This is a genomic window from Luteibacter sp. CQ10 (assembly GCF_040900725.1).
Taxonomy (GTDB): domain Bacteria; phylum Pseudomonadota; class Gammaproteobacteria; order Xanthomonadales; family Rhodanobacteraceae; genus Luteibacter.
On sequence record NZ_JAEUYM010000003.1, the window covers coordinates 563575 to 585060 of the forward strand.

Below are 21486 nucleotides of genomic sequence, written 5' to 3' on the forward strand. Positions count from 1 at the left end.
GAAGTCAAGCCCGATGACAGCGCAATCCCAGGACCTCGTTCCGAACCTCGCCGCCCTGAGTGCCGCCGCCCCCGAGCGGCAGCGGGCCGCGGGCTATGCCGACACCCTTCGCGAGATCCTCCAGCAGCCCTCCACGTGGCGCGCCACGGCCGGATCGCAGGGCGCGCGCCACCGTGCCCTCATCCAGCACATGCTGGCGTCGGGCGTGGAACACGTGGTCCTGACCGGGTCGGGCAGTTCGGTCTACGTGGGCGACGCCGTCGCGCCGTGGCTGCAGGCGGAGCTGGGCATCCCGGTGCGGGCGATTCCCGCGGGCGATCTCCTTACCCATCGGGCGGGCGTGTTGGCGCGGGGGCCGGGCCTGCTCGTATCGATCGCGCGCTCCGGTGACAGTCCCGAGAGCGTGGGCGCGGTGGATGCCGTGCTGGCGGCGGCGCCGACGTGGCGGCACCTCGCGCTCACCTGCAACGCGAACGGCGCGCTGGCCACGCGCTACGTGGACGATGCGCGGGTCGACGCCATCGTGCTCGACGAGCGCACCAACGATCGCAGCCTGGTCATGACCAGCAGCTTCACCAACCTGATGCTGGCGGCGAGCCAGCTCACGCGGTCGACCCCCGTGGCGGCCGACGGTGCCGCCGCGCTGGCCGAACGCGTCGTGGATATCTACGTCGACGCGCTGGCCGCGATGGCATCGAACGGCGGCGACACGGCGGTCTACCTCGGTACGGGATGCGCGTTCGGCGTGGCCCGCGAAGCCGCGCTGAAGATGCTGGAGATGACCGGGGGCGACACGGTGACGCTGGCCGAAACCTTCCTCGGCTTCCGTCACGGTCCGATGGCATGGCTCAGCCGCGGCGGCACGCTGGTGGCATTCCTTTCGGGCGACGCCACGGTGCGCGCATACGAAACCGACCTCCTGCGCGAGCTCGACGCCAAGGGCCTCGGCGCATCGCGCGTCGTGGTGGGCGAGGGCATCGATCCATCGCTGGCCGGCCCCTCGGGCCTCGCCATCGACCTCCCCGGCCTGTACCGCTTGCCGCCCGTGCAGCAGGGCCTTCTGCATGCCTTCGTCGGGCAGTGGCTGGCGTTCTTCCGCTGCCTGCACCTCGGCCACCGTCCCGACACGCCGTCGGAAGGCGTGCTGACCCGCGTGGTGGGCACCTTCGCGCTGCATGGTCCGGAGGTCGGCGCGTGAAGCCGGTGGTCGTCGCCGGCGAGCTCAACGTCGATCTCATCCTCACCGGCATCGACGGCCCGCCGGTGTTCGGTGGCGAAATCCTCGCCCGTGGCCTGTGCCACACGCCGGGCAGCTCGTCGATGATCTGCGCGATGGGCCTGGCCCGGCTGGGGACCCTCGTACGCTTCGTCGGGCGTGTGGGCGACGACGAACGCGGGCGCTATTGCGTCGGCGCGCTCTCGGGGGAAGGCGTCGACGTGCGCGGCGTCATCGTCGATCCGTCGCTGGAAACCGGCCTGACCGTCGCCCTGTCGGGCGCGGGCGACCGCGCGCTCGTGACGTATGCGGGTGCGATCGCCGCGCTGCGCGCCTCCGACGTGGGCGACGATACGCTGCGCGACGCGGCGCACCTGCACGTTTCATCGTATTTCCTGCAGACCGCGCTACGCGAAGAGTTGCCGGAACTCGTCGCGAGAGCACGTGGCGCGGGGCTCACCGTATCGCTCGATCCGGGACACGACCCGTCCGGCCGCTGGAACGGCGGCCTGCGCGACCTCCTTCCGCGGATCGACGTCTTCCTGCCCAACGAGGTGGAGGCGCTCGCCATCACGGGCGCTCGTGATGTCGATACCGCCTTGCGCGAACTGGCCCCCCTCTGCCCGACGGTGGCGATCAAGACCGGCGCACGTGGCTGCATCGGCATCCAACGGCAGGATGCGCCGCTCCGCGTGCCTGCGTATGCCGTCGATGCGGTGGACACCACCGGTGCCGGCGACGGCTTCGACGCGGGCTTCCTGCATGCGTGGTTAAACCGGTGGCCACTGGAGGCCTGCCTTCGTTGGGGTGCGGCGTGCGGCGCGCTGTCCACGCGGGCCCTCGGCGGCACGCCCGCGCAAGCCTCCATCGACGACGTGCGCGCCTTGATCGGGAGCGCTGCATGATCACGGTCGCCGGCTTCAACAGCGCCATCGATCGCCTGATCGACGTGGGTACGTTGCGGCCCGGTGAGGTGCAGCGTGCCGACGGTGCCGTGGCGCGCCCCGGCGGCAAGGGCGTGCACGTGGCGCAGACCATCGCGGCACTGGGCATGCCGGTGACGCTGGTGGGCATGTGCGACGGCGCGCACGCCGAGTGGTTCGGCGACGGGCTGGCACGGCGTGGCGTGCGTTTCCGCAGCGTGCGTTCCTCCGTGCCCTTGCGCCAATGCCTGGCCATCCGCGAAGCCGACGGCCGCATGACCGAAATGCTCGAACGCGGTGCCGACCCCGGTGCCGATGCGCGTTTCGTGCTTGACCAGACCTTGCGCCACTGGCTCGCCGAAAGCGAGGCGCTGGTATGCACCGGCAGCCTGCCGGCGGGTTTCGCCGACGATTACTACGCGACGCTCGTGCGCGATGCGGTGGTGCCGTGCTTGGTCGACGCGAGCGGTGCGGCGCTGGGGCTGGCGGCCGAACGCTCGCCGTTTCTCGTCAAGCCGAACGCCAGCGAAGCCACGGAACTGGTCGGCTACCCGGTTGTGGACGCCGTCGATGCCGCGCGCCTGCTGCGCACGTTACGCGCGCGAGGCATCCGGCATCCGGTGGTCACCCTCGGCGCCGACGGGGCCCTCGGTGCAGAAGGCGGTGAGGTATGGCATGCGCGACTGACGGTGGACGGCGTGCGTAACGCGGTCGGCTCGGGCGACTGCTTCCTCGCCGGCATGGCGGTTGCCTTGCTGCGCGGCGAAAGCATGTCCGACGCGTTGCGCCTGGCGGTGGCCTGCGGCGCCGCCAACGCTCTCGGCGACGAAACCGGATTCGTGACGATGGACGCGGTGCGCGAGCTTCTGCCGCGCGTGCACGTGCATCGATTGGATGGCTAGCACCACAGCGGGAGAACGAACGATGGGGAAGGCAGGGTGGAAGCGTCGCGCGTTGGCGGCATCGTGCGCTATCGCGTTCATGGCGGCCGCGAATGCCGGCGAGTTCGGGCGGGGCGGCATGTCGGTGCGTTGGGCGCTGTCCGACGGGCATATCGGCGACGTGGTCGTCACCGACCGGATCAACCGGCGCGAGGTGCCCATCGTGGCGCCGTTCCAATTGACCCTGGCCGACGGCAAGGTGCTTGGCGCCGCGGACTTCCGGCTCGACGGCGAGGTGAGCGAGCAGGCGTTGACGCCCAATCCCCGGGCATCACGCGCGGCGGAGCGGTTGCCGGGCCGGATCGCGGTGGCACGTTTCACCGATGCCGAAGGGCGTTTCCGCATCGAGCAGGCATGGATACAGCGCGAGAATTCGGACTACCTGCGCGAACGCGTCACCATCACCGCGTTGCGGCAGGACGAGGCGATCGCCCGTGTCGATCTCCTGCAGGCGAAGGTGCCCGATTCGGAGGTGAGGGGTTCGGTCGACGGCTCGCCCGTGGTGTCGGGGCGTGACTGGTTCGGTTTCGAGAACCCGCTGTCGAAGAGCGAGGTGCGCGGGGGGAGCCAGGTTCGCCTGTGGATCGAGCGCGAACTGCCCTTGCGCAAGGGCCAGTCGGTGACCTATTCGGCCGCTGTCGGCGCCACGCACGACAACCAGCTCCGCCGCGATTTCCTCGCCTACGTGGAGCGGGAGCGGGCTCATCCATATCGCACCTTCCTGCATTACAACTCGTGGTACGACATCGGCTATTTCACGCCTTACACCGCCGCGCAGGCCGTGGAGCGCATCGATACCATCGGTCGGGAGCTCACGACGAAGCGGGGCGTGACGCTGGATTCCTTCCTCTTCGACGACGGCTGGGACGACCGCAGCGGTACCTGGGCCTTCAGCAAGGACTTCCCCGACGGCTTCCGGCCGCTGGTGAAAGCGGCGAAGGCCTTCGGCGCGGCGCCGGGAATGTGGCTGTCGCCGTGGGGCGGTTACGGGCCGCCGGCGAAAGAGCGTGCCGAACGCGCGGGCGCGGCGGGTTACGAGATCGTGGACCACGGCATGGCCTTGTCCGGGCCGAAATACTATCGGCGCTTCCATGACGTCACCCTGGCCCTGGTCAAGGAGGGCATCAATCAGTTCAAGTTCGACGGCACCGGCAACGCCAACAAAGTGTTTCCCGGCAGCGTCTTCGACAGCGACTTCGATGCCGCTATCCATCTGATCGACGACCTGCGTGCGGCGAAGCCCGATCTCTTCATCAACCTCACCACCGGCACGCTCGCCTCGCCCTTCTGGCTGCGCTATGCCGATTCGATCTGGCGCGACGGCGAAGACGACGAACTGGCGGGCGTCGGCAGCAAACGCGAACGCTGGATCACCTACCGGGATCGCGAGACGTATCACAACATCGTGGAAAAGGGGCCGCTGTTTCCCCTGAACTCGCTGATGCTCCACGGCATCATCTATGCCCGCGAGAACCGCAAGCTCAACACCGATCCCGGCGGCGACTTCGCCAACGAAGTGCATTCGTACTTCGGCAGCGGTACGGCCCTGCAGGAGCTGTACATCACGCCCGAGCTGCTGAGTGCGGAAAACTGGGACACGCTGGCGGAGGCCGCGACGTGGTCGCGCGCCAATGCGGGCGTGCTGCGCGACACCCATTGGATAGGCGGCGATCCCGGCCGTCTGGACGTCTACGGCTGGGCTTCGTGGACACCGGACAAGGCGATCCTCACGCTGCGCAATCCGTCCGACAAGGCGCAATTGGCGGTGATCGACCTGGACCGGCAACTGGAGTTGCCCCCGGGGGCGGTGCGGCGGTTCCGCGCGCATAGCCCATGGAAAGCCGATGCGTCGCAGCCGAGCCTCGTGCTCGATGCGGACAAGCCGCAAACGGTGACCTTGCAGCCGTTCCAGGTGCTTACGCTCGAATTGATGCCGTGAGGCCTGCCACGCGCCTCGCCTCTGAGCAGGCGACAAGGCACCCTACGCTGGTTTAACGTGGAAGGCTGACAAACGACCCATGGGGCGGGAACGATGAAGGGCAAGGTAATGACCGCGGTAGCCAGCCTCGCGCTGGCGATGGCCGCGCCGGCATGGGCGTCGTCGCTGACGATCGACGGCGACCACTTCATGCGCGACGGCAAGCCGTACCTCGTGCGTTCGGGCGAGATCCACTACCCCCGCATCCCCCGCGAGGCGTGGCGCGACCGCCTGCGCAAGATCAAGGCGATGGGCCTGAACACAGTCACCACCTACGCTTTCTGGAACGTCAACGAGCCCGAACCGGGCAAGTTCGATTTCTCCGGTAATGGCGACATCGCCGCCTTCATCCGCACGGCGAAAGAGGAAGGGCTCGACGTGATCCTGCGCCCGGGTCCGTACGTCTGCGCCGAGTGGGAATTCGGTGGCTTCCCCGCCTGGCTGCTGCGTACGCCTGGCCTGCGCGTGCGCAGCTACGATCCCCGCTTCCTGGAGGCCACCGGTAAGTGGTTCCGCCGCCTGCACGACGAGATCGCCCCGCTGCTCGCCAGCCATGGCGGTAACGTGGTGATGGTGCAGGTGGAGAACGAGTACGGCTCCTACGGTGAAGATCGCGATTACCTCGAGGCCATCCGCAAGCAGATCGTCGATGCGGGTTTCGACGTGCCCCTGTTCATGTCGAACGGCCCGGGTCCGGGACGCATGGAGCCAGGCACCTTGCCGGGCACTCTCCCGGTGATCAACTTCGGTGCCGAAGACGATCCGAAGCAGGCCTTCGCCGACTCGGCGCCCTATCTTGCCGGGCACCCGAAGATGGTCGGCGAATACTGGTCGGGCTGGTATGACCGCATGGGCGAACCGCACCAGACCCGCACGACCGAGGTCGCGACCGGGGCGGTGAGCTGGTTCCTCGCCAACGGCATTTCGTTCAACCTCTACATGGCCGACGGCGGCACCAACTTCGGCTGGATGCAGGGCGCCAACGAGGAAGGCGGCGTCTACAAGCCGATCGCCACCACGTATGACTACGACGCGCCCATCGACGAGGCCGGACGTCTCACGCCGAAGTACATGGCCTTGCGCAAGCTCATCGGCGCGCACCTGAACCCGGGCGAGACGTTGCCCGCGCTGCCCGCCTCGTCCCCGACGATGACCGTCGCGCCGTTCAAACTCGATGCATCGGTATCGCTGCTGGATGCGTTGCCCGCGCTGTCGACGCCGCGAACGTCCGTGCGCGTGCGGCCGATGGAAGCCTTCGACCAGAACTACGGCCTGATCCTCTATCGCAAGCGGCTCGATACGGACGCGACCTCGCTCGACGTGGGCATGGTGCGCGACTTCGCCACCGTGATGGTCGATGGCCAGCCGCGCGGCACGCTCGACCGGCGCCTGGGCCAGCATGCGCTCGACGCATCGTTCAAGCGCGGCGATACGCTGGACATCCTCGTCGAGAACATGGGGCGGGTGAATTTCGGTTCGGCGGTGCCGACGGAATACAAGGGACTGCGGCGCGAGGTGAGCCTCGACAAGAAGGTGCTGTCGGATTGGCAGGTCTATCCGTTGCCGTTGAACGATCTTTCGTCGCTGCCGTTCCACGCCGGCCTGGCGGCGAAGGGGCCGCGTTTCCTGCGCGGCGGGTTCGACCTCGATCGTGTCGCAGGCAGCACCTTCCTCGACATGAGCGGCTGGGGCGAAGGACAGGTGTGGGTCAACGGGCACCAGCTCGGCCGCTATTGGTCCGTCGGTCCGGCACAGACGTTGTTCTTGCCGGCGGAATGGCTGCGCAAGGGGCATAACGATGTCGTGGTGCTCGACATGCGCGGCGATGGGCCGGGGCTCATCGCGGGGAGGAAGGATCCGATCTACGCGACGCGTTGATTTGACGGCCGTCGCGGCTCGATTCGCCGATGCGATCGGCTCCCACCCCTTCGGTAGGAGCGCTGCTACCGAAGGGGTGGGGGAGCCCGTCGCATCAGCGAATCAGGCGGGCGATAACCGCCATCCTTCCGCCGTCGCCTCCAGCCGGTGGGTCAGGCCGACTCGCTCCAGAAACACCTCGTCATGCGACACCACCATCAACGCGCCGTCGTAATCGCGCAGCATGGTTTCCAGCGCGTCGAGCGACGGGAGGTCCAGGTGGTTTCCCGGCTCGTCCAGCAACAGCAGGCGTGCCGGCGGGTCACGCAGCGTGGCGTGCGCCAGGCCGGCGGCGAGGCGCTGGCCGCCGCTCAACGATGCCATGGATTGCGTGGCCGCGTCGGCATCCAGCCCCATCTGCATGAGGCGCATGCGTAGCGTGCTCTCGTCCATGCCACGCGTTTCATCGAGCAACGTCGCTACGATCGATCGCGTGTCGTCGAGGTGCCGGAGTTGCTGGTCCAGCCATGCGACCGGCACGAGGGATTCGCACGACCCCTCCGACTGCGTTTCCGACCCGGCGATCACCCGAAGCAGGGTCGATTTGCCCGAACCGTTGGGACCGACGATGCCGATGCGCTGGCGTGCCGTGACGGTCAGGTCCACGTGCCGTAGCGACTCGCGCACATGGGGCAGTACGACACCCTCCATGCGCAGTACGCGTTGCGGTCCGCCATCGAGACCGACCATGCCCATGCGTGGTGCCTCGCGTCGCTCGACGTCGCGGGCGGCCTCGCGTACCCGTTCGTCGAGCGCTTCCCGCGCGCGCTCACGTTTTTCATTTCCGGCAGCCACCGACCGTTCGGCCGCGTTCTTGTGCAGGCCGAGCTGGATGCGCGGCAGGTTCGCTTGCCTGGCCTCCTTCGTGCCGCGGGCCTGCCGCCGCTCCGCGCGCTCGCGCTGTTCGCGAAGGTTGCGCTCTTCCCGGCGGCGCTCGGCCTTGCGGTGGTCGAGCAGGGCGAGGGCATCGGCGCGCTCCTTCTCCCTGAGCTGCACGTAAGCATCGTAACCGCCGCCGTAGGAGCGCAGCCCCGACTCGGACAACTCGACGATACGCTCCATGCGGCGAAGCAATTCGCGATCGTGGCTCACCACGATGAGCCCCGCGCTCCATGCCGACAGGCGCTCGGCGAGAGCGAGGCGTGACGCGCGGTCGAGGTGGTTGCTCGGTTCGTCCAGAATCAGGATATCGGCGGCCGAGAGGAACGCGCCGACGAGCGCGACGCGCGTCGCTTCGCCGCCGCTGAGCGCGGATACCGGCGTGTCGGCGGTGAGATGACCCAGGCCATGGCGTTCGAGTTCGTCGCGTAGCCGGCGCGGCATGTCCCATCGATCGCCGACGATGTCGTAATCGTGCTGATCGACGCCGCCTTCCTCGATACGGGCGAGCGCCGACAGCACGGGCGCGGCACCGGCAAGCGTCGCCACGGTGGCATCGCCATGGAGGTCGGCATGTTGCGACAGATAGAACACGCGACCGTGGCGCGAGACACGTCCCGAGGTCGGTTCGTCCACGCCGGCGAGCAACCGGGCGAGCAGGCTCTTGCCGACACCGTTGCGGCCCACGAGGCCGGTGGGGCGAAGGTCGAAGGTCTCGGTGAGGTCGGTGAAGATCGTGCGGCCGTCCGGCAACACGCGACGGACGCCGTCCAGCGTCAGGAAAGGTGCGGTCATGCGATGTACCCAGTCAATGCGAAGAAGCGGCTCCCGGGGGGAACCGTGCATCTTTACCGTCGGTGACGGCGGCATTACTGGCGCATCGAATGAATACCTTTGCAGGGAGGTCGGTGGAAAAAAGTATAGGGCGATGCGGTGTGGACGACCAGTGGATGCGGCTAGATGGCCTGCAACCGCTCGCCGCCCATCGAAAGACGGCGCATCGCCGACGCGTCGCGCCCCGGCGCCACGCCGAACAGGCGGGAATGCTCGCGGCTGAATGGCGATGCGCTCTCGTAGCCCGCGCGGTACGCGGCGCTGGCCACGCCGGCGTAACGAGCAAAAAAAAGCCCGGGCGACACACCCGGGCTCTTTCGTCCATTCGGACCGGACTTACTGACCGAGGAAGCTCTCGGCCTTCGCGTACGGCAGGCCGTGAGCCTGGGCCACCGGCTCGCAGGTGACCTGGCCTTCGCACACGTTCAGGCCGTTGCGCAGGTGACCGTCCTGGGCCAGCGCCTTCTTCCAGCCCTGGTTGGCCAGTGCGAGCGTGTAGGGCAGGGTGACGTTGTTGAGCGCGAAGGTCGACGTGCGGGCGACGGCGCCGGGCATGTTGGCCACGCAGTAGTGCACCACGCCGTCCACCACGTAGGTGGGATCGGCATGGGTGGTGGCATGCGAGGTTTCCACGCAACCGCCCTGGTCGATGGCGACGTCGACGATGACCGAACCCGGCTTCATGGTACGCACCATGTCGTGGGTGACGAGCTTCGGCGCGGCGGCGCCCGGCACCAGCACGGTGCCGATCAGCAGGTCGGCGCGACGCACCAGTTCCTCGATGGCGGCGCGGGTGGAGAACACGGTGGAGATCGAGGTGCCGAACTGGGCGGCAAGGCGCTTGAGGGCATCGGCCGAGCGATCGACCACGGTGACCTTGGCGCCCATGCCCACGGCGATGGTCGCCGCGTGGGTGCCGGAGACGCCGCCACCGAGGATCACGACCTCGGCGGCCGGCACGCCCGGCACGCCGCCCAGCAGCACGCCGCGACCGCCCTGGGCCTTCTCCAGCGAGTGCGCGCCCACCTGCGGGGCGAGACGGCCGGCAACCTCGGACATCGGGGTGAGCAGCGGCAGCGAGCCGTTGGCGGAAGTGACGGTCTCGTACGCGATGCAGACGGCGCCGGAATCGATCAGGTCCTTGGTCTGCTCCAGGTCCGGGGCGAGGTGCAGGTAGGTGAAGAGGATCTGGCCCTTGCGGAGCTTCTTGCGCTCGACGGCGAGGGGTTCCTTCACCTTCACGATCATGTCCGCGTCGGCGAACACCTGGTCGGCCGATTCGACGATGCTGGCACCGGCGGCCACGTAGTCGGCGTCGGCGATGCCCGCGCCCACGCCCGCACCAGCCTGCACCATCACCTGGTGGCCGTTATGGACCAGCTCCTGCACGGAGGAGGGGATGAGGCCCACGCGGTATTCGTGGTTCTTGATTTCCTTGGGTACACCAATGCGCATCGCCGGATTTCTCTTCTGTAGGGCTGGGAACGGGCGACATGCCCGTTCGAGGGTGTCGCCGACGGCGCAGTATGCGCGAACTTCCCTGCAATAGGTCGCCGATTTATCATGTCCTGGCCCGCCTTCTTCGTATGAATGTCGGCCTTTTGCCACTTCATTGAATTTTTATGCCAATCCGGAATGACCACCTCGACGACCGCGACAGGGCCATCGTCCGCCTGCTCCAGCAGGACGGACGCCTTACCAACCTTGAACTGGCGGCGCAGATCAACCTCTCGCCCTCGGCTTGCCTGCGCAGGGTGAAGCTGCTCGAGGATCGGGGGGTGATCGCCCGCTACGTCATGCTGGTGGACGAGAAAGAGGCGGGGCTGCCGGGCACGGCTTTCGTGCTGGTCACCCTCGACCAGCAGGGGCGCGCGGCGCTGGACGCCTTCGAGTCGGCGATCCACGATCATCCCGAAGTCACCGAGTGCTGCCTGCTGGCGGGTGCGGCCGATTACATGGTGCGCGTGGTCTACGCGGATGCAGCCGATTTCGAGCGCATCCATACCGAGATCCTCACGCAATTGCCGGGCGTGGTGCGCGTGCAGTCGACGCTCGCGTTGCGCACGGTGAAGAAGACCACCGCGTTGCCGGTGTAAGAGCCGATGGTCGATGCGCGAACGAGACCTCGGTAGCCGTCGGACCCGGTCTGACCCCAAGGAGCGCGGACGGCTTGTACTTCGTTGCCGTTCCCGCACTGTCGTGCGCTAGCCAGCAGGGCGCGACTTACCATTCCCGTGTCGATTTCTTGAGTAACTTGTCAGAAGTTAATATAGTGGTTATGCCGCATGACCGCGATAGACAGCCATGACCGACCACCGCTTGCCCGCCCTTTTCGTCGCCGATGCTCGAGGCCTGGATTTCCTCAATTCCATCGCCACACCGGTGGACGTGCCCTACGAGTGGCTCGACGACGGCGAGGGGCTGCTCGACTGGCTGGGCCAGGCCGGTCTCGTGCCGGCCGACGTCCTCGCGACGTTCCGCGAGTCGTCGACGACGGGCGAGCTGGACGCCGTGGCGGCCCAGGCGCGTGAACTACGCGAGTGGTTTCGGGGCTTCGTCCACGAACGTAAGGGCGCGCCGCTTACCCGGCGCGATCTCGACGACCTGGCACCGTTGAATCGGGTACTGCGGCTCGACGATGCATTCGTCGAGATCGTGGCCGACGATGAGGCCTCGCCCCTGACGTTGCAGGAACGCCGCCGGTGGAGTTCGCTAGAGTCGCTGTTGATTCCCGTCGCGCGAAGCATGGCCGATCTCGTCGTCGCGGAAAATTTCGTCGACGTGAAGGCCTGCGAAGGCCCAGGGTGCACGTTGCTCTTCGCCGATCACACGCGCGCCCGGGTGCGCCGTTGGTGCAGCATGGCGGTGTGCGGCAACCGCGCGAAGCAGGCGGCGCACCGCGAGCGAACGAAGCGTCACTGAACCGCGACGGGTTTGCACCCGGTTTTCGCGAAACCGATGCCGGTCGCACACATTCGTCGTGCCAGGGTCCAAGGTATCCCGACAGGAGACGACGATGGCGCAGAGCGCGAAAACCGTATTCACCCATCCCGACGACATCGCCCGCCTGGACCGCCTCGTGGCCGAGCTCGCCGTCAATGCGCGCGTGCGCGTGCACCTGGTCGGCGGTGGCTCGGTGGAAGGCACCGTCGCTGTCACGCCGACGGTCCAGAGCTTTCGCGACGAGGAGGGTACCGAAGGCACCAACGGCGTGGTGCGACTGGAAAAGCCGGACGCCACCGTGTGGCTGGGCGACATGGCTCGCGTCGAGCACCTGGATTCGGTGGTGAAGGGCTCGTCCCGGGCCTGAGGCTCAGTGGATCGGCACCTGCCGTTCGTCGGACAGGTAAGCCAGCAGTTCCGCCAGTGGCACCGGCGCGTGCACGAAATAGCCCTGGATGCGGTCGCATCCGTTTTCCCTGAGCCACGCGTACTGGCCTTCCCATTCCACGCCCTCGGCCACCACCGTCATGCCCAGGGTGTGGGCCAGGGCGATGATGGAACGGCAGATGGATGCGGCGCGCTCGTCGGTATCGACGTCGACCACGAACGAGCGGTCGATTTTCAAGGCGTCGATGGGCAGGTCTCGCAGGTAGGCCATGCTGGAAAAACCCGTGCCGAAGTCGTCGAGCGATACGCGAGTGCCCTGCGCGCTCAGCTTCCGCAACGTGGCGACGTGCGCCGGTTCCATCAGGCTGCTTTCGGTGAGTTCCAGTTCCAGCGCATGGATGGGCAGGCGATAGGTCTCGGCGGCGGCGCGCACCAGGGTAGCCACGTCGGTACCGCGGAACTGCAAAGCGGATACGTTGACGGCGATGGACAGGTGGCCATGCCCGGCCGCGGCCAGCGACGCGTGCGTGCGCGCCGCCGTCTCGAAGGCCCAACGGCCCAGCGGCACGATCAACCCGGTTTCCTCGCATAAGGGGATGAAGACATCCGGCGGGATGAAGCCGCCGCCGGGCTGCGGCCAGCGGATCAGGGCTTCCAACATGCGCACGTGGCCGGTGGCCGCTTCCACGATGGGCTGGAAGTGCATCGTCAGCTCGCCCTCGTCGATGGCCTGGCGCATCCGCGAGGCCATGGTGAGGCGTTCGATCGAACGCTGCGCCATGCCGCGTTCGAACACCTGGACGCGGCCCGGCTCGTGACCCTTGAAATGTGCCGCGAGTGCCGCGTTGGCGATGACCTGGCCGGCATCCGGCCCGTCGGCCGGATGCGAGGCGATGCCGATCTCCGGATCGAGGGTATGCAGGGTGTCGTTGACGGCGACAGGCTCGTTCACCGCCGCGAGCAGCGCGGCCAGGATCGCTTCGTGCCTTGCCTTGTCGCTGATGGCGACGAGGAACCGTTCGCCGGGGCGGTGGGCGATCATATCGCCGGCACCGCCGAGCTGGCTGAAGCGCGAAGCGACCCCGCGAAGCACGCTGCGTCCCACGTCCAGCCCGAAGGTGTCGCTCACGCGGTCGATCCCCCTCAGGTGCACGTAGACCACTTCGTACCACGTGCCCTTGCCGAGGCCGTGATCGAGGTAGTCCACCAAGGCCTCGGTATTCGGCAGGCCGGTGATCACGTCGTGCGTGGCGCGATAGGTCAGGGCGCGCTCGCTGTGGAGGCGTTCGGTGATGTCCTCGGCGAGCACGAGCCGGGCATGGTGGCCGGAGAAATCGATGCTGGCCGCGTGCAGGCGTACGTCTATCGTGCTGCCGTCCTTGCGACGATGTATCCAGACCCTGTCGGTCTGGACTTCTTCCCCCGCGCGGATCGCCGCGACGATCTGCTTGAGCTCGATGGCATCGCGTGCGTCGCGGATGTCGGTGATGCGCATGGAAAGGAATTCGTCGCGAGAGTAACCGTAGGCGCGGATGGCGGCCTCGTTCACTTCGAGAAAGGCGAGCGTGGTCGTGTCGTAGACCCAGAACGGGATGGGGTTCTTGTCGAAGGTGAGGCGGAAGCGCTTCTCCGCATCCGCCAGGCGCCGGGACGCCGCGGTGAGTTCGGCCACGTAGGCGCGTTGCGCACGGTCGCTGATCAGCAGGTGGCGGTAGAGGTAACCGAATCCGGCGCAGTAGAGCAGGTAGAGCAGGGCGCTGAAGATGGTGAAGCGGTACCACGGCCCGAGCACGCTGGCACTGGATATGCCGACCCCCACCCAGAGCGGGTACCGTTCGGGGGCGCTCACGGCGATCATGCGATCCACCCCGTCGATGCGACTGACCCGCCTGTCGCTCCGGCTGTCGAACGGCTTGAACAGTGCGTCGACGGACTGCCCCACGACGCCCGGCGCGTCGCCCGTGCGCGCGACGATGACGCCGAATCGATCGGTGATGGCCGCCACCGCATCGCGTCCCGAACGAAGATGTTCCACGATCTCCTGCAGCAGGCCTTGCTTCACCCGGCCGAGGACGCGCTGTCCGTCCGGCGTGGATACCGCGATCGGCAGCACCCATTCGCCGTGACGTTGCTGGAGCGGGCCGAAGTGCAGAGGCGCCCGCGGATCGGCGGCGAACCACTGGGGCAGCGTGGCGTCGCCTTCCCCAGGCGTAACGGCCGTTCCGTCGGCCGTCACGAGCATGAGGTCGGCCAGTTCGGTCTGACGGCTCGCCACGCCGGCGATGTTTTCCGCGATGAGGGTCGGCGCCCGGTCGGGAATGTTGGCGCGCAGTTCGCTGCTGTCCACGGCGATGCCGTTCATGGCCCGTTCGATGGTGCGCAACTGCGCGCTCAAGAGCCGTTGCCCCTCGTCGGCGAATGCCTGGTTCTGGACGCGGGTGGAGTCAACGCGGCGTTCGTGATCGGTCTCGACCATGAACACGAGAGCTATTCCGAAGACCAGTGCAAGCAATCCCCCGATCATGCGGATGAGCCGCGCGGAATGATGGGGTGATGCCTGGATCATGGATACCCCGTATTGACCGTTTCTATCGTGAAGCTAGCAACGTCCCCGTCATGCGGCAAGTGGGTCCCGCGTGAAGGCCGTCGGCACTCACGTGGACGGGGCGGCGTTTCTCCGCAGGCCGCCACGGGCCAGCCAGACCACCGCCACGGGCATAAGGATGAGTGGCAGGTTGCTGGGCCCCGGTATCCAGATGGCGAGGATGAAAGACAGGATGGACATGATCGGCAGGGCCAGGCTTCGCCGCCGCATGGCCGCGACCTCGCCGGCGGACACGTCGCCGCGAAGGTAGGGCGCGCGAAGCGCGCTGCTGAACAGCCGGTATTGCAGCAGTCCCGCGATCAGCAGGTTGAGCGCGTAGAACATCTCCGGCACGCGCTCGGTCGTGTGCGTACTCATCAACGACGACGAGAAGGGCATGAAGGCCACGGCCATCAGCAGGGCGAGGTTGCGCCATACGATGGCGGGGTCGAAATGCCGCAACAGGCCGAACACGCGGTGATGGGCGGCCCACATCGCACCCACCACGATGAAGCTGAGCACGAAGCCGAAGAAGTGCGGCAGCAGGTCGGCCAGGGCCTGCAACCATGCCGCATCGCCGTGGCCGTCCGGATGCGGTACGTGGATCTCGATCACCAGCAGGGTGATGGCGATGGCGAATACGGCGTCGGAAAAGAACGTCAAACGTTCCAGTTGCTGCTCTTGTGCCCCTGACATGCCCACTCCCCCCGGTTGGCGTGGGACGATCATCGCTTCGACGGCGGCGGGGAGCAACCACCCGGGGTATGATTTTCCCATTCGCATCCAGAGGTACCTGTCCCATGCCCAGGAAGATCAAGGTCGACTTCGTTTCAGACATCGCCTGCCCGTGGTGCGCCATCGGCCTGGGCGGGCTGGAAAAAGCACTGGAAAACCTCCACGACGTCGTCGAGACGGACATCGTCTTTCATCCGTTCGAATTGAACCCGAACATGGTCGAGGGCGGCGAGAACGCCCTGGAACACATCACCAGGAAGTACGGCATGGCGGCCGACGACGTGCGCGCGAACCGCGAGCGCATCAGGGAGCGCGCGGCAAGCGTGGGTTTCGCCATGAACACGTCCGATACCAGCCGCATCTATAACACCTTCGACGCGCACCGCCTGCTGGCCTGGGCGAAGGGCGAGGGCAGGCAGCATGCGCTCAAGCAGCAGCTGTTCGTGGTGAACTTCACGAACCAGGCCGATCCGGGCGATCACGACGCGCTCGTCGCCGCGGCTGAGAAGGCGGGGCTCGATCCCGTCGCCGCCCGTGCCGTACTCGCGTCGGACCGCTACGCCGACGAGGTGCGCGCCGAGGAGAAGTACTGGCAGGGCATGGGCATCACCGGCGTGCCCGCCGTGATCGTCAACGACAAGTACCTGATCTCGGGCGGCCAGCCGCCCGAGGAATTCGAGCGGCAGTTGCGTCATATCGTGCAGGAAGGCTAAGGCGCGCCGCGCGATACCATGCCGGGGGCGCCCCATCGGTGATGGGGCCAGCCGTCGGCGCCTATGAGGTGGCGTGAGCGGATAGTTTGCCCTGGCAGATCCCCGCCGGCTTCCAGTCGGCGATGCGCATGGTCGAGGGCTGCTTCGAATCGTGCAGGGTCAGCGCGAAAGGGCGGCGGGGCGACGTGCCGATCGCCATCAGCGGCATGGGCTGGCCCTCGGGCATGACCACCCTGCCGCCATGCCTGCGGCTTGACGAGCGCGAAGGTGACCGGGGCGTCAATAGCGTCAACGACTTGGCCTGAGCGGACGTTCTGGCGGCCACTCTGCCGTCTCGGCTGAATTCGGGTCAGGCCCTGCCGAAAATGCGAGTTGTGTCGCATCATTGGCAGTAACTTTCCAGGGGCCGTCCATGAGCACATCGATTTCGACCGCGACCGAAGCGCGCCGGGGCAGTATCGCCTGCGTCGGCATGGGCATTACCCTGGGTTCCCACCTGACGCCGATGGCGCGTAGCTACATCGAAAACGCGGAGGTCGTTTTCGCGGCACTATCCGATCACGTGGTGGAAATCTGGCTGAAGCGCATGAACCCGGCCTTCCACAGCCTCACGCCGCTTTACAGCCCAGGCAAGTCCCGGATGAAGACCTACCGTGAGTGGGTGCGGGTGATGATGGCCGAGGTGCGCGCGGGCAAGCGGGTCTGTGCGGTGTTCTATGGCCATCCCGGTATCTTCGCCTGGTCGCCGCATAAGGTGATCGAGGTGGCCCGGGCCGAAGGCTACCTGGCCCACATGGAAGCCGGCATCTCGGCCGAGGATTGCCTGTACGCCGACCTGGGCATCGATCCGGGCAGGGCAGGTTGCCAGCACCTGGAAGCGAGCCAACTGCTTTTCTTCGACCGCGTACTGGACACCGGCGGACACGTGATCCTCTGGCAGTTGGGCGTCGTGGGCGATCGCTCGCTCGGCCGCTTCAGAACCCCCGATGCCTACAGGGAGCTGCTCGTGGAACGGCTGCGCACGGATTACCCGGCCGACCATGGAGTCATCGTGTACCGTGCGCCGACCTTGCCGGTCGAACGACCGCACATCCAACGCGTGGCCTTGGGCGACCTGACATCGGCCGAATTCACCGGGCATGAAACGCTCGTCCTGCCGCCGGCACGCGAGCTGAAACCGAATGCCGTCATGCAGGCACGCCTGGATGCCCTGGATGCCATCCATGGTTCGGGCCGTGAAAGCGTCTCAGTGGCATGAAAGATTAAAGAATACACATCGCTTGCCGCTACAGCGGCAAGCGGTACGACCTCCGTGCCCCTCCCTGGGCGCAAGGTGTGTCATCTCCATTCATAGACTCGATCGGGGGAACATCGATGAGCGATACCGTTGACTTGCTGGAAGCCCTGGGCCGCGACTCCACACTGCGAAACGCGTCGCCGGAGGAGCTGGTGAAGGCGCTCGAAGCGGCGGGCGCGTCCGCTGGCTTGCGTGAATTCGCCGCCAGCGGAAACGCCACGGCACTGACCGAAGAGCTGGGTATCGAACAGGTCCATGTCGAGCACATGAGCCTGACCGGCGGTTGCGAAGGCGATGAGGACGATCCGCATCACCATCCGGACGACGGTGATGATGAGGGCGACGCGTCCGACGACCGAAGCGACGACCCTTCGACCTGACGATGGCGGGCATGGCTTCCGGCGGCTTGCGCCGCATTCGACCCTGGCTGCTGCTGGCCGGTGTCGCACTGTGGTCGCAAGTGACGTGCAGCCATGCCATTACGGCGTCCGCCGCCGATCCCGCCCGTCACCGACTGGCGCAGATCGATGCGATCCGCACGAAAGACCACACACGTTTTCTCGCGATGATGGCCGAGCTTCACCGGGACGCGGATAGCCTTACGCCGTACGAAAAGCGGTACATGCGTTTTCTCGACGGATGGGAAGCGAATTACGAGGGCCGCTACAAGGAATCCATCGACACCTTGCGCGGGGTGATCGCCGAGGCGGAAGACGATGCGCTGGGCACCCGTGCCACCGCCACGTTGATGAACACGCTGACCGGGCAGGGCAAGTACGCCGAAGCCTATGCGATGGCGACCCGTGCCGCGGACACGTTGCCGTCGGTGACCGATCCGGTCGCGCGATTCGTGTTGCTGGCGAACCTGTCGCAGATGCTGACGTTCGCGGGCCAACCCCGGGTGGCACTCGAATACGCCGACATGATGTTGAAGGCCACGCCGCCGGGCGTCTCCCGTTGCGAGGCGCTGGTGCAGAAAGTGGTGGCGCTCGAAGGCGCCCGCCAACTGACGTCGGATAGCCCCGAGCTGCGGGAAACGATCGACGTCTGCAAGACGGGAGGGTTGCCCCTGTTCAGCGACACCATGTCGCTCATCCAGATCGACCGGTTGCTGGAAGAGCGAAAGCTGGACGAGGCGCTCGAGACCGTGCGGCGCATCACGCCGGACGTCGAGGCCTCCCGGTACTTTCCGCACCTGGTCGATCTGTCCAGTGCGCGTGCCCGGATCTACGAGGCCATGGGCAACGCCACCGAAGCGCGCAAGGCGGCGCTCGCCACCGTCGCGATGAACCACCCGGGCGATACCAACGAAGCGTTGCGTTTCGCTTACCGCGTGCTGTATTCGATCGACAAGGCGCAGGGGCATTACGCCAGCGCGCTGGAATACTACGAAGACTACGTCGTGCAGGACCAAGGCTACCTGCGCGACGCCAACGTGAGAACGGCCGCCTACGAGGCGGCCAGCCAGCACTTCCGCGCGGAGAAGCTCGAGACGGAGGGGCTGAGCAAGGAAAACCGCATCCTGCGATTGCAGCAGGCGCTGGACGGCAAGGCCGTGGAAACCAGTCGCCTCTACATGGTGGTGATGGCGATCCTTCTGCTGTCCATCGTTTTCTGGATGGTGCGCGTCAAGCGTTCGCAGCTTCGTTTCAAATGGTTGTCGTCGTGCGACAGCCTCACCGGCATCTTCAACCACCAGCACTTCATGACCGAATCCGCGCGAGCCTTGCGCACCCTGGAAAAGCGGTCGGGCGAGGGATGCCTGATCTTCCTCGACCTCGACCATTTCAAGCAGGTCAACGATACGCACGGACACGCCACGGGCGATCTGTTGCTAAAGCATGTCGTCGCCCTCTGCAAAGGGCAGCTTCGCAAGGCCGACCTGCTCGGCCGCCTGGGCGGCGAGGAATTCGGCATGCTGCTGATGGATGCGCCGCGGCTGCAGGGGACGGTGGTGGCCGAGCGCATTCGCCTGGCGCTGGCGGCTTCCCCGCTGATCGTCGACGCCGGAACGGTGTCTTTCTCGGGCAGCATCGGTCTGGCCTGTACCGATACCTGCGGCCACGACATGCAACGATTGTTCAGGGCATCCGACGCCGCGCTGTATCGGGCCAAGCGTAACGGACGCAATCGCGTCGTCGTCGACGGGGAGGGCGACGACGGCCGTGCCTCTCCCGCGAGCATCGCATCCGCGCCGTCGCGCGCCTCGTGACCCCTTCGGTAGCGACATCGCTACCGAAGGGGTGGGAGCCGATCGTATCGGCGAAGGCACGGAGCCACCCGCTCAGGGCTGCTCGAACGCCTTGATCGTCGCTTCGTTGATCGCCCGCACCTTGGCCTCGTCCACCTTCTCGACCTGACGATCGTAGGTGTACAGACCGTTGTGCTCGCCCTCCACGTCGGTGATCTGCGTATAGACGCTGCCCGACATGCCCTTGGCCGGGCCCTTGTCGCGTAGCACCGCGGTATTGGCCACGTAGCCTTCGTTCAACGCGGTGCGGTCTTTCACGCCGCCGTACGGGTTGATGGCCGTGTTGGGCCATACATGGCCGGGAACGTCCAGCGTAAGGCCGCCGTGTTCGCCGTCCATGGAAGCGCGCGTGGCGTCCGGGCTCGGCAGGCCGGGACCCTGGTAGTCGTGCACGTCGATGATGTCGCCCGCGTGCGTGTCGCCCTTGGTGTCGCAGCAGTTGTAGCCGCTGCGTGCGTTGACCAGCCGCGTGGGGTCGAGTTTCTTGATCTGCGTCGCCAGCTCGCCGCCGGCAGCGATGCTCCACTGGCCCCAGCCTTCGTTGAACGGGATCCAGCCGATGATCGAGGTTTCGCCCTTCAACTGCTCGACGATGGCCGTCACGTCGCCACGGAAGCGCTTCTTGTCGGCCTCGGTGATCTTGTCGTTGCGGCCGTTGGGCATCGCAGGCATGTCCTGCCACACCATCAGGCCGATGCGGTCGGCCCAGTAGAACCAGCGTGCCGGTTCCACCTTGATGTGCTTGCGGATGGTGTTGAAACCGAGATCCTTGGTTTTCTGGATGTCGAATTTCAGCGCGTCGTCCGTCGGCGCGGTATGGATGCCGTCGGGCCAGTAGCCCTGGTCGAGTGTCGCGAGCAGGAAGGTGGGCTTGCCGTTGAGCACGATGCGGTTGAACCCGTTCACCTTCTTGATGGCGACGGTGCGCAGGCCGGCGTAACTGGTGACCTCGTCTTTCACCGCGCCACGCGTCAGGGTGGCTTTGACGGTATAGAGGAACGGATCCTTCGGGCTCCACAGGTGGGGCTGGGCGATGGCGAGTCGCAGGGGCTTGTTCGCCGGGCCGCTGGCTTCACCCACGGCCGTGCCGTCGGCGAAGGCGGTGACGTGCAGGGTGGCGCCCTTGCCGTCGCCATTCAGTGCCGGGGTGACGGTGAACGCGTCGAGGGTGGATGCGGGAGTGAGCGTGAGCTGCGCGAGACTGGTCGCCGGCACCGGCTCCAGCCACACCGACTGCCAGATGCCGGAGGCGGCCGTGTAGAAGATGCCCTCGGGCTTCAGGCGCTGCTTGCCCACCATCACGTTCTCGCCGTCGACCGGTGCATGCACCACGACGACGATCTCCTGCGGGCCCTGGGCCCGAAGCGCCGGGGTGATGTCCGCGCCGAACGAGGTATAGCCGCCGGCATGCTTCGCCACCTGCTTCCCGTTGACGTATACCGTGGCGTCCTCGGCCACGGCGCCGAAGTTGAGCCGCACGCGCTGGCCGTTGGCGGTGAAGGCGGCGGGGATCTCCACCGTGCGGCGGTAGACCATGTCGTCCGAGTGCTTCTGCACGCCCGACAGCACCGACTCGATCGGGTAGGGCACGAGCACCTTGCCCTCGAGCGCCTTGCCGAAGGAGGGCGTCGCCTGCCGATCGGTAGCCGCGAACTCCCAAACGCCGTTGAGGCTCATCCACTGGGGATGCTCCAGCGAGGGGCGTGCCAGTTGGGGCCGTGGATACTCGGGCAGCGCGTTGTCGGGCGATACCTTGGTCGTCCACGGCGTCGCCAGCGGCGCCGTCTTGCCGTTCCAGACGGTGGCCTGGTCCGGTGCCGCCGTCGCCGTCGTTGCCAGAGCCATGGCCAGCGCGATGCAAATCGCCTTGGTGTTGCCTGTCATTCGT

General features: G+C 66.8%; 19 protein-coding genes. 13 read left to right on the forward strand and 6 right to left on the reverse strand.

The features are described 5' to 3' along the window. The first annotated feature begins 13 nt into the window (after window positions 1-13). From JNG39_RS15680 to JNG39_RS15700, 5 genes are all read left to right on the forward strand, one after another. Window positions 14-1198 (forward strand): SIS domain-containing protein, encoded by a 1185-nt coding sequence (locus JNG39_RS15680; RefSeq protein WP_368312790.1) that lies wholly within the window; start codon window positions 14-16, stop codon window positions 1196-1198. Next, the gene (locus tag JNG39_RS15685; RefSeq protein WP_368312792.1) at window positions 1195-2121 is read left to right on the forward strand and encodes a carbohydrate kinase family protein; all 927 of its coding nucleotides are present in this window, start codon (window positions 1195-1197) and stop codon (window positions 2119-2121) included. Before JNG39_RS15680 ends, JNG39_RS15685 begins: the two co-directional genes overlap by 4 nt. Beyond that, entirely contained in the window at window positions 2118-3041 is a 924-nt protein-coding gene (locus JNG39_RS15690) for a 1-phosphofructokinase family hexose kinase (RefSeq protein ID WP_368312793.1), read from the forward strand. The genes JNG39_RS15685 and JNG39_RS15690 overlap by 4 nt, the downstream gene beginning before the upstream one ends. A gap of 22 nt (window positions 3042-3063) precedes the next feature. Continuing rightward, window positions 3064-5019, forward strand: coding sequence for an enterotoxin (locus JNG39_RS15695; protein WP_368312794.1), 1956 nt, complete (start codon window positions 3064-3066; stop codon window positions 5017-5019). 93 nt (window positions 5020-5112) lie between these two features. Continuing rightward, a complete protein-coding gene (locus JNG39_RS15700) occupies window positions 5113-6936 on the forward strand; it encodes a beta-galactosidase family protein (protein ID WP_368312795.1) in 1824 nt (607 codons plus the stop codon). 102 nt (window positions 6937-7038) lie between these two features. Here the strand turns inward: JNG39_RS15700 and JNG39_RS15705 are convergent, their stop codons facing one another. The 3 genes from JNG39_RS15705 to ald all read right to left on the reverse strand — a co-directional run bounded on the left by JNG39_RS15705 (window position 7039) and on the right by ald (window position 10143). After that, on the reverse strand, window positions 7039-8649 hold the full coding sequence (locus JNG39_RS15705) for an ABC-F family ATP-binding cassette domain-containing protein (protein ID WP_368312797.1): 1611 nt from the start codon (window positions 8647-8649) through the stop codon (window positions 7039-7041). 161 nt (window positions 8650-8810) lie between these two features. After that, window positions 8811-8993: a hypothetical protein gene (locus JNG39_RS15710; RefSeq protein ID WP_368312799.1), complete on the reverse strand. Its 183-nt coding sequence runs from the start codon at window positions 8991-8993 to the stop codon at window positions 8811-8813. A gap of 31 nt (window positions 8994-9024) precedes the next feature. Beyond that, window positions 9025-10143, reverse strand: a complete 1119-nt coding sequence (gene ald / locus JNG39_RS15715) for an alanine dehydrogenase (protein WP_247367358.1) — start codon at window positions 10141-10143, stop codon at window positions 9025-9027. A gap of 167 nt (window positions 10144-10310) precedes the next feature. Here ald and JNG39_RS15720 point away from each other — a divergent pair, with 167 nt between their 5' ends. From JNG39_RS15720 to JNG39_RS15730, 3 genes are all read left to right on the forward strand, one after another. Beyond that, a complete protein-coding gene (locus tag JNG39_RS15720; RefSeq protein ID WP_368312800.1) occupies window positions 10311-10784 on the forward strand; it encodes an Lrp/AsnC family transcriptional regulator in 474 nt (157 codons plus the stop codon). 208 nt (window positions 10785-10992) lie between these two features. Further along, window positions 10993-11610: an ABATE domain-containing protein gene (locus JNG39_RS15725; protein WP_368312801.1), complete on the forward strand. Its 618-nt coding sequence runs from the start codon at window positions 10993-10995 to the stop codon at window positions 11608-11610. Window positions 11611-11704: 94 nt separating this feature from the next. Continuing rightward, entirely contained in the window at window positions 11705-11998 is a 294-nt protein-coding gene (locus JNG39_RS15730) for a DUF3247 family protein (RefSeq protein ID WP_368312802.1), read from the forward strand. A gap of 3 nt (window positions 11999-12001) precedes the next feature. Here the strand turns inward: JNG39_RS15730 and JNG39_RS15735 are convergent, their stop codons facing one another. Next, complete coding sequence (locus JNG39_RS15735) at window positions 12002-14584, reverse strand: EAL domain-containing protein (protein WP_368312804.1); 2583 nt, start codon at window positions 14582-14584, stop codon at window positions 12002-12004. A gap of 87 nt (window positions 14585-14671) precedes the next feature. Then, complete coding sequence (locus tag JNG39_RS15740; RefSeq protein ID WP_368312805.1) at window positions 14672-15298, reverse strand: TMEM175 family protein; 627 nt, start codon at window positions 15296-15298, stop codon at window positions 14672-14674. A 104-nt stretch (window positions 15299-15402) separates the two neighbouring features. Between JNG39_RS15740 and JNG39_RS15745 the strand changes: the two genes are divergently transcribed. From JNG39_RS15745 to JNG39_RS15765, 5 genes are all read left to right on the forward strand, one after another. Continuing rightward, the gene (locus JNG39_RS15745; protein ID WP_368312807.1) at window positions 15403-16050 is read left to right on the forward strand and encodes a DsbA family oxidoreductase; all 648 of its coding nucleotides are present in this window, start codon (window positions 15403-15405) and stop codon (window positions 16048-16050) included. 86 nt (window positions 16051-16136) lie between these two features. Beyond that, on the forward strand, window positions 16137-16355 hold the full coding sequence (locus JNG39_RS15750) for a hypothetical protein (protein ID WP_368312809.1): 219 nt from the start codon (window positions 16137-16139) through the stop codon (window positions 16353-16355). A 107-nt stretch (window positions 16356-16462) separates the two neighbouring features. Then, entirely contained in the window at window positions 16463-17308 is an 846-nt protein-coding gene (locus tag JNG39_RS15755) for an SAM-dependent methyltransferase (RefSeq protein ID WP_368312810.1), read from the forward strand. Between the two features lie 116 nt (window positions 17309-17424). Next, window positions 17425-17727 carry a hypothetical protein gene (locus JNG39_RS15760; RefSeq protein WP_368312812.1) on the forward strand — a complete coding sequence of 101 codons (303 nt, stop codon included), beginning with the start codon at window positions 17425-17427 and terminating at the stop codon, window positions 17725-17727. Between the two features lie 11 nt (window positions 17728-17738). Continuing rightward, a complete protein-coding gene (locus JNG39_RS15765; protein ID WP_368312814.1) occupies window positions 17739-19559 on the forward strand; it encodes a diguanylate cyclase in 1821 nt (606 codons plus the stop codon). 72 nt (window positions 19560-19631) lie between these two features. Here the strand turns inward: JNG39_RS15765 and JNG39_RS15770 are convergent, their stop codons facing one another. Beyond that, on the reverse strand, window positions 19632-21482 hold the full coding sequence (locus JNG39_RS15770; protein ID WP_368312815.1) for a glycoside hydrolase family 2 protein: 1851 nt from the start codon (window positions 21480-21482) through the stop codon (window positions 19632-19634). Between the last annotated feature and the right edge of the window lie 4 nt (window positions 21483-21486).

Coding starts and splice junctions, on each gene's coding strand:
- JNG39_RS15730 (WP_368312802.1), top strand. CDS start 11,705: ATGGCGCAGAGCGCGAAAACCGTATTCACCCATCCCGACGACATCGCC.
- JNG39_RS15740 (WP_368312805.1), bottom strand. CDS start 15,298: ATGTCAGGGGCACAAGAGCAGCAACTGGAACGTTTGACGTTCTTTTCC.
- JNG39_RS15755 (WP_368312810.1), top strand. CDS start 16,463: ATGAGCACATCGATTTCGACCGCGACCGAAGCGCGCCGGGGCAGTATC.
- JNG39_RS15770 (WP_368312815.1), bottom strand. CDS start 21,482: ATGACAGGCAACACCAAGGCGATTTGCATCGCGCTGGCCATGGCTCTG.
- JNG39_RS15765 (WP_368312814.1), top strand. CDS start 17,739: ATGGCTTCCGGCGGCTTGCGCCGCATTCGACCCTGGCTGCTGCTGGCC.
- JNG39_RS15705 (WP_368312797.1), bottom strand. CDS start 8,649: ATGACCGCACCTTTCCTGACGCTGGACGGCGTCCGTCGCGTGTTGCCG.
- JNG39_RS15700 (WP_368312795.1), top strand. CDS start 5,113: ATGAAGGGCAAGGTAATGACCGCGGTAGCCAGCCTCGCGCTGGCGATG.
- ald (WP_247367358.1), bottom strand. CDS start 10,143: ATGCGCATTGGTGTACCCAAGGAAATCAAGAACCACGAATACCGCGTG.
- JNG39_RS15725 (WP_368312801.1), top strand. CDS start 10,993: ATGACCGACCACCGCTTGCCCGCCCTTTTCGTCGCCGATGCTCGAGGC.
- JNG39_RS15720 (WP_368312800.1), top strand. CDS start 10,311: ATGCCAATCCGGAATGACCACCTCGACGACCGCGACAGGGCCATCGTC.
- JNG39_RS15760 (WP_368312812.1), top strand. CDS start 17,425: ATGAGCGATACCGTTGACTTGCTGGAAGCCCTGGGCCGCGACTCCACA.
- JNG39_RS15690 (WP_368312793.1), top strand. CDS start 2,118: ATGATCACGGTCGCCGGCTTCAACAGCGCCATCGATCGCCTGATCGAC.
- JNG39_RS15735 (WP_368312804.1), bottom strand. CDS start 14,584: ATGATCCAGGCATCACCCCATCATTCCGCGCGGCTCATCCGCATGATC.
- JNG39_RS15745 (WP_368312807.1), top strand. CDS start 15,403: ATGCCCAGGAAGATCAAGGTCGACTTCGTTTCAGACATCGCCTGCCCG.
- JNG39_RS15680 (WP_368312790.1), top strand. CDS start 14: ATGACAGCGCAATCCCAGGACCTCGTTCCGAACCTCGCCGCCCTGAGT.
- JNG39_RS15695 (WP_368312794.1), top strand. CDS start 3,064: ATGGGGAAGGCAGGGTGGAAGCGTCGCGCGTTGGCGGCATCGTGCGCT.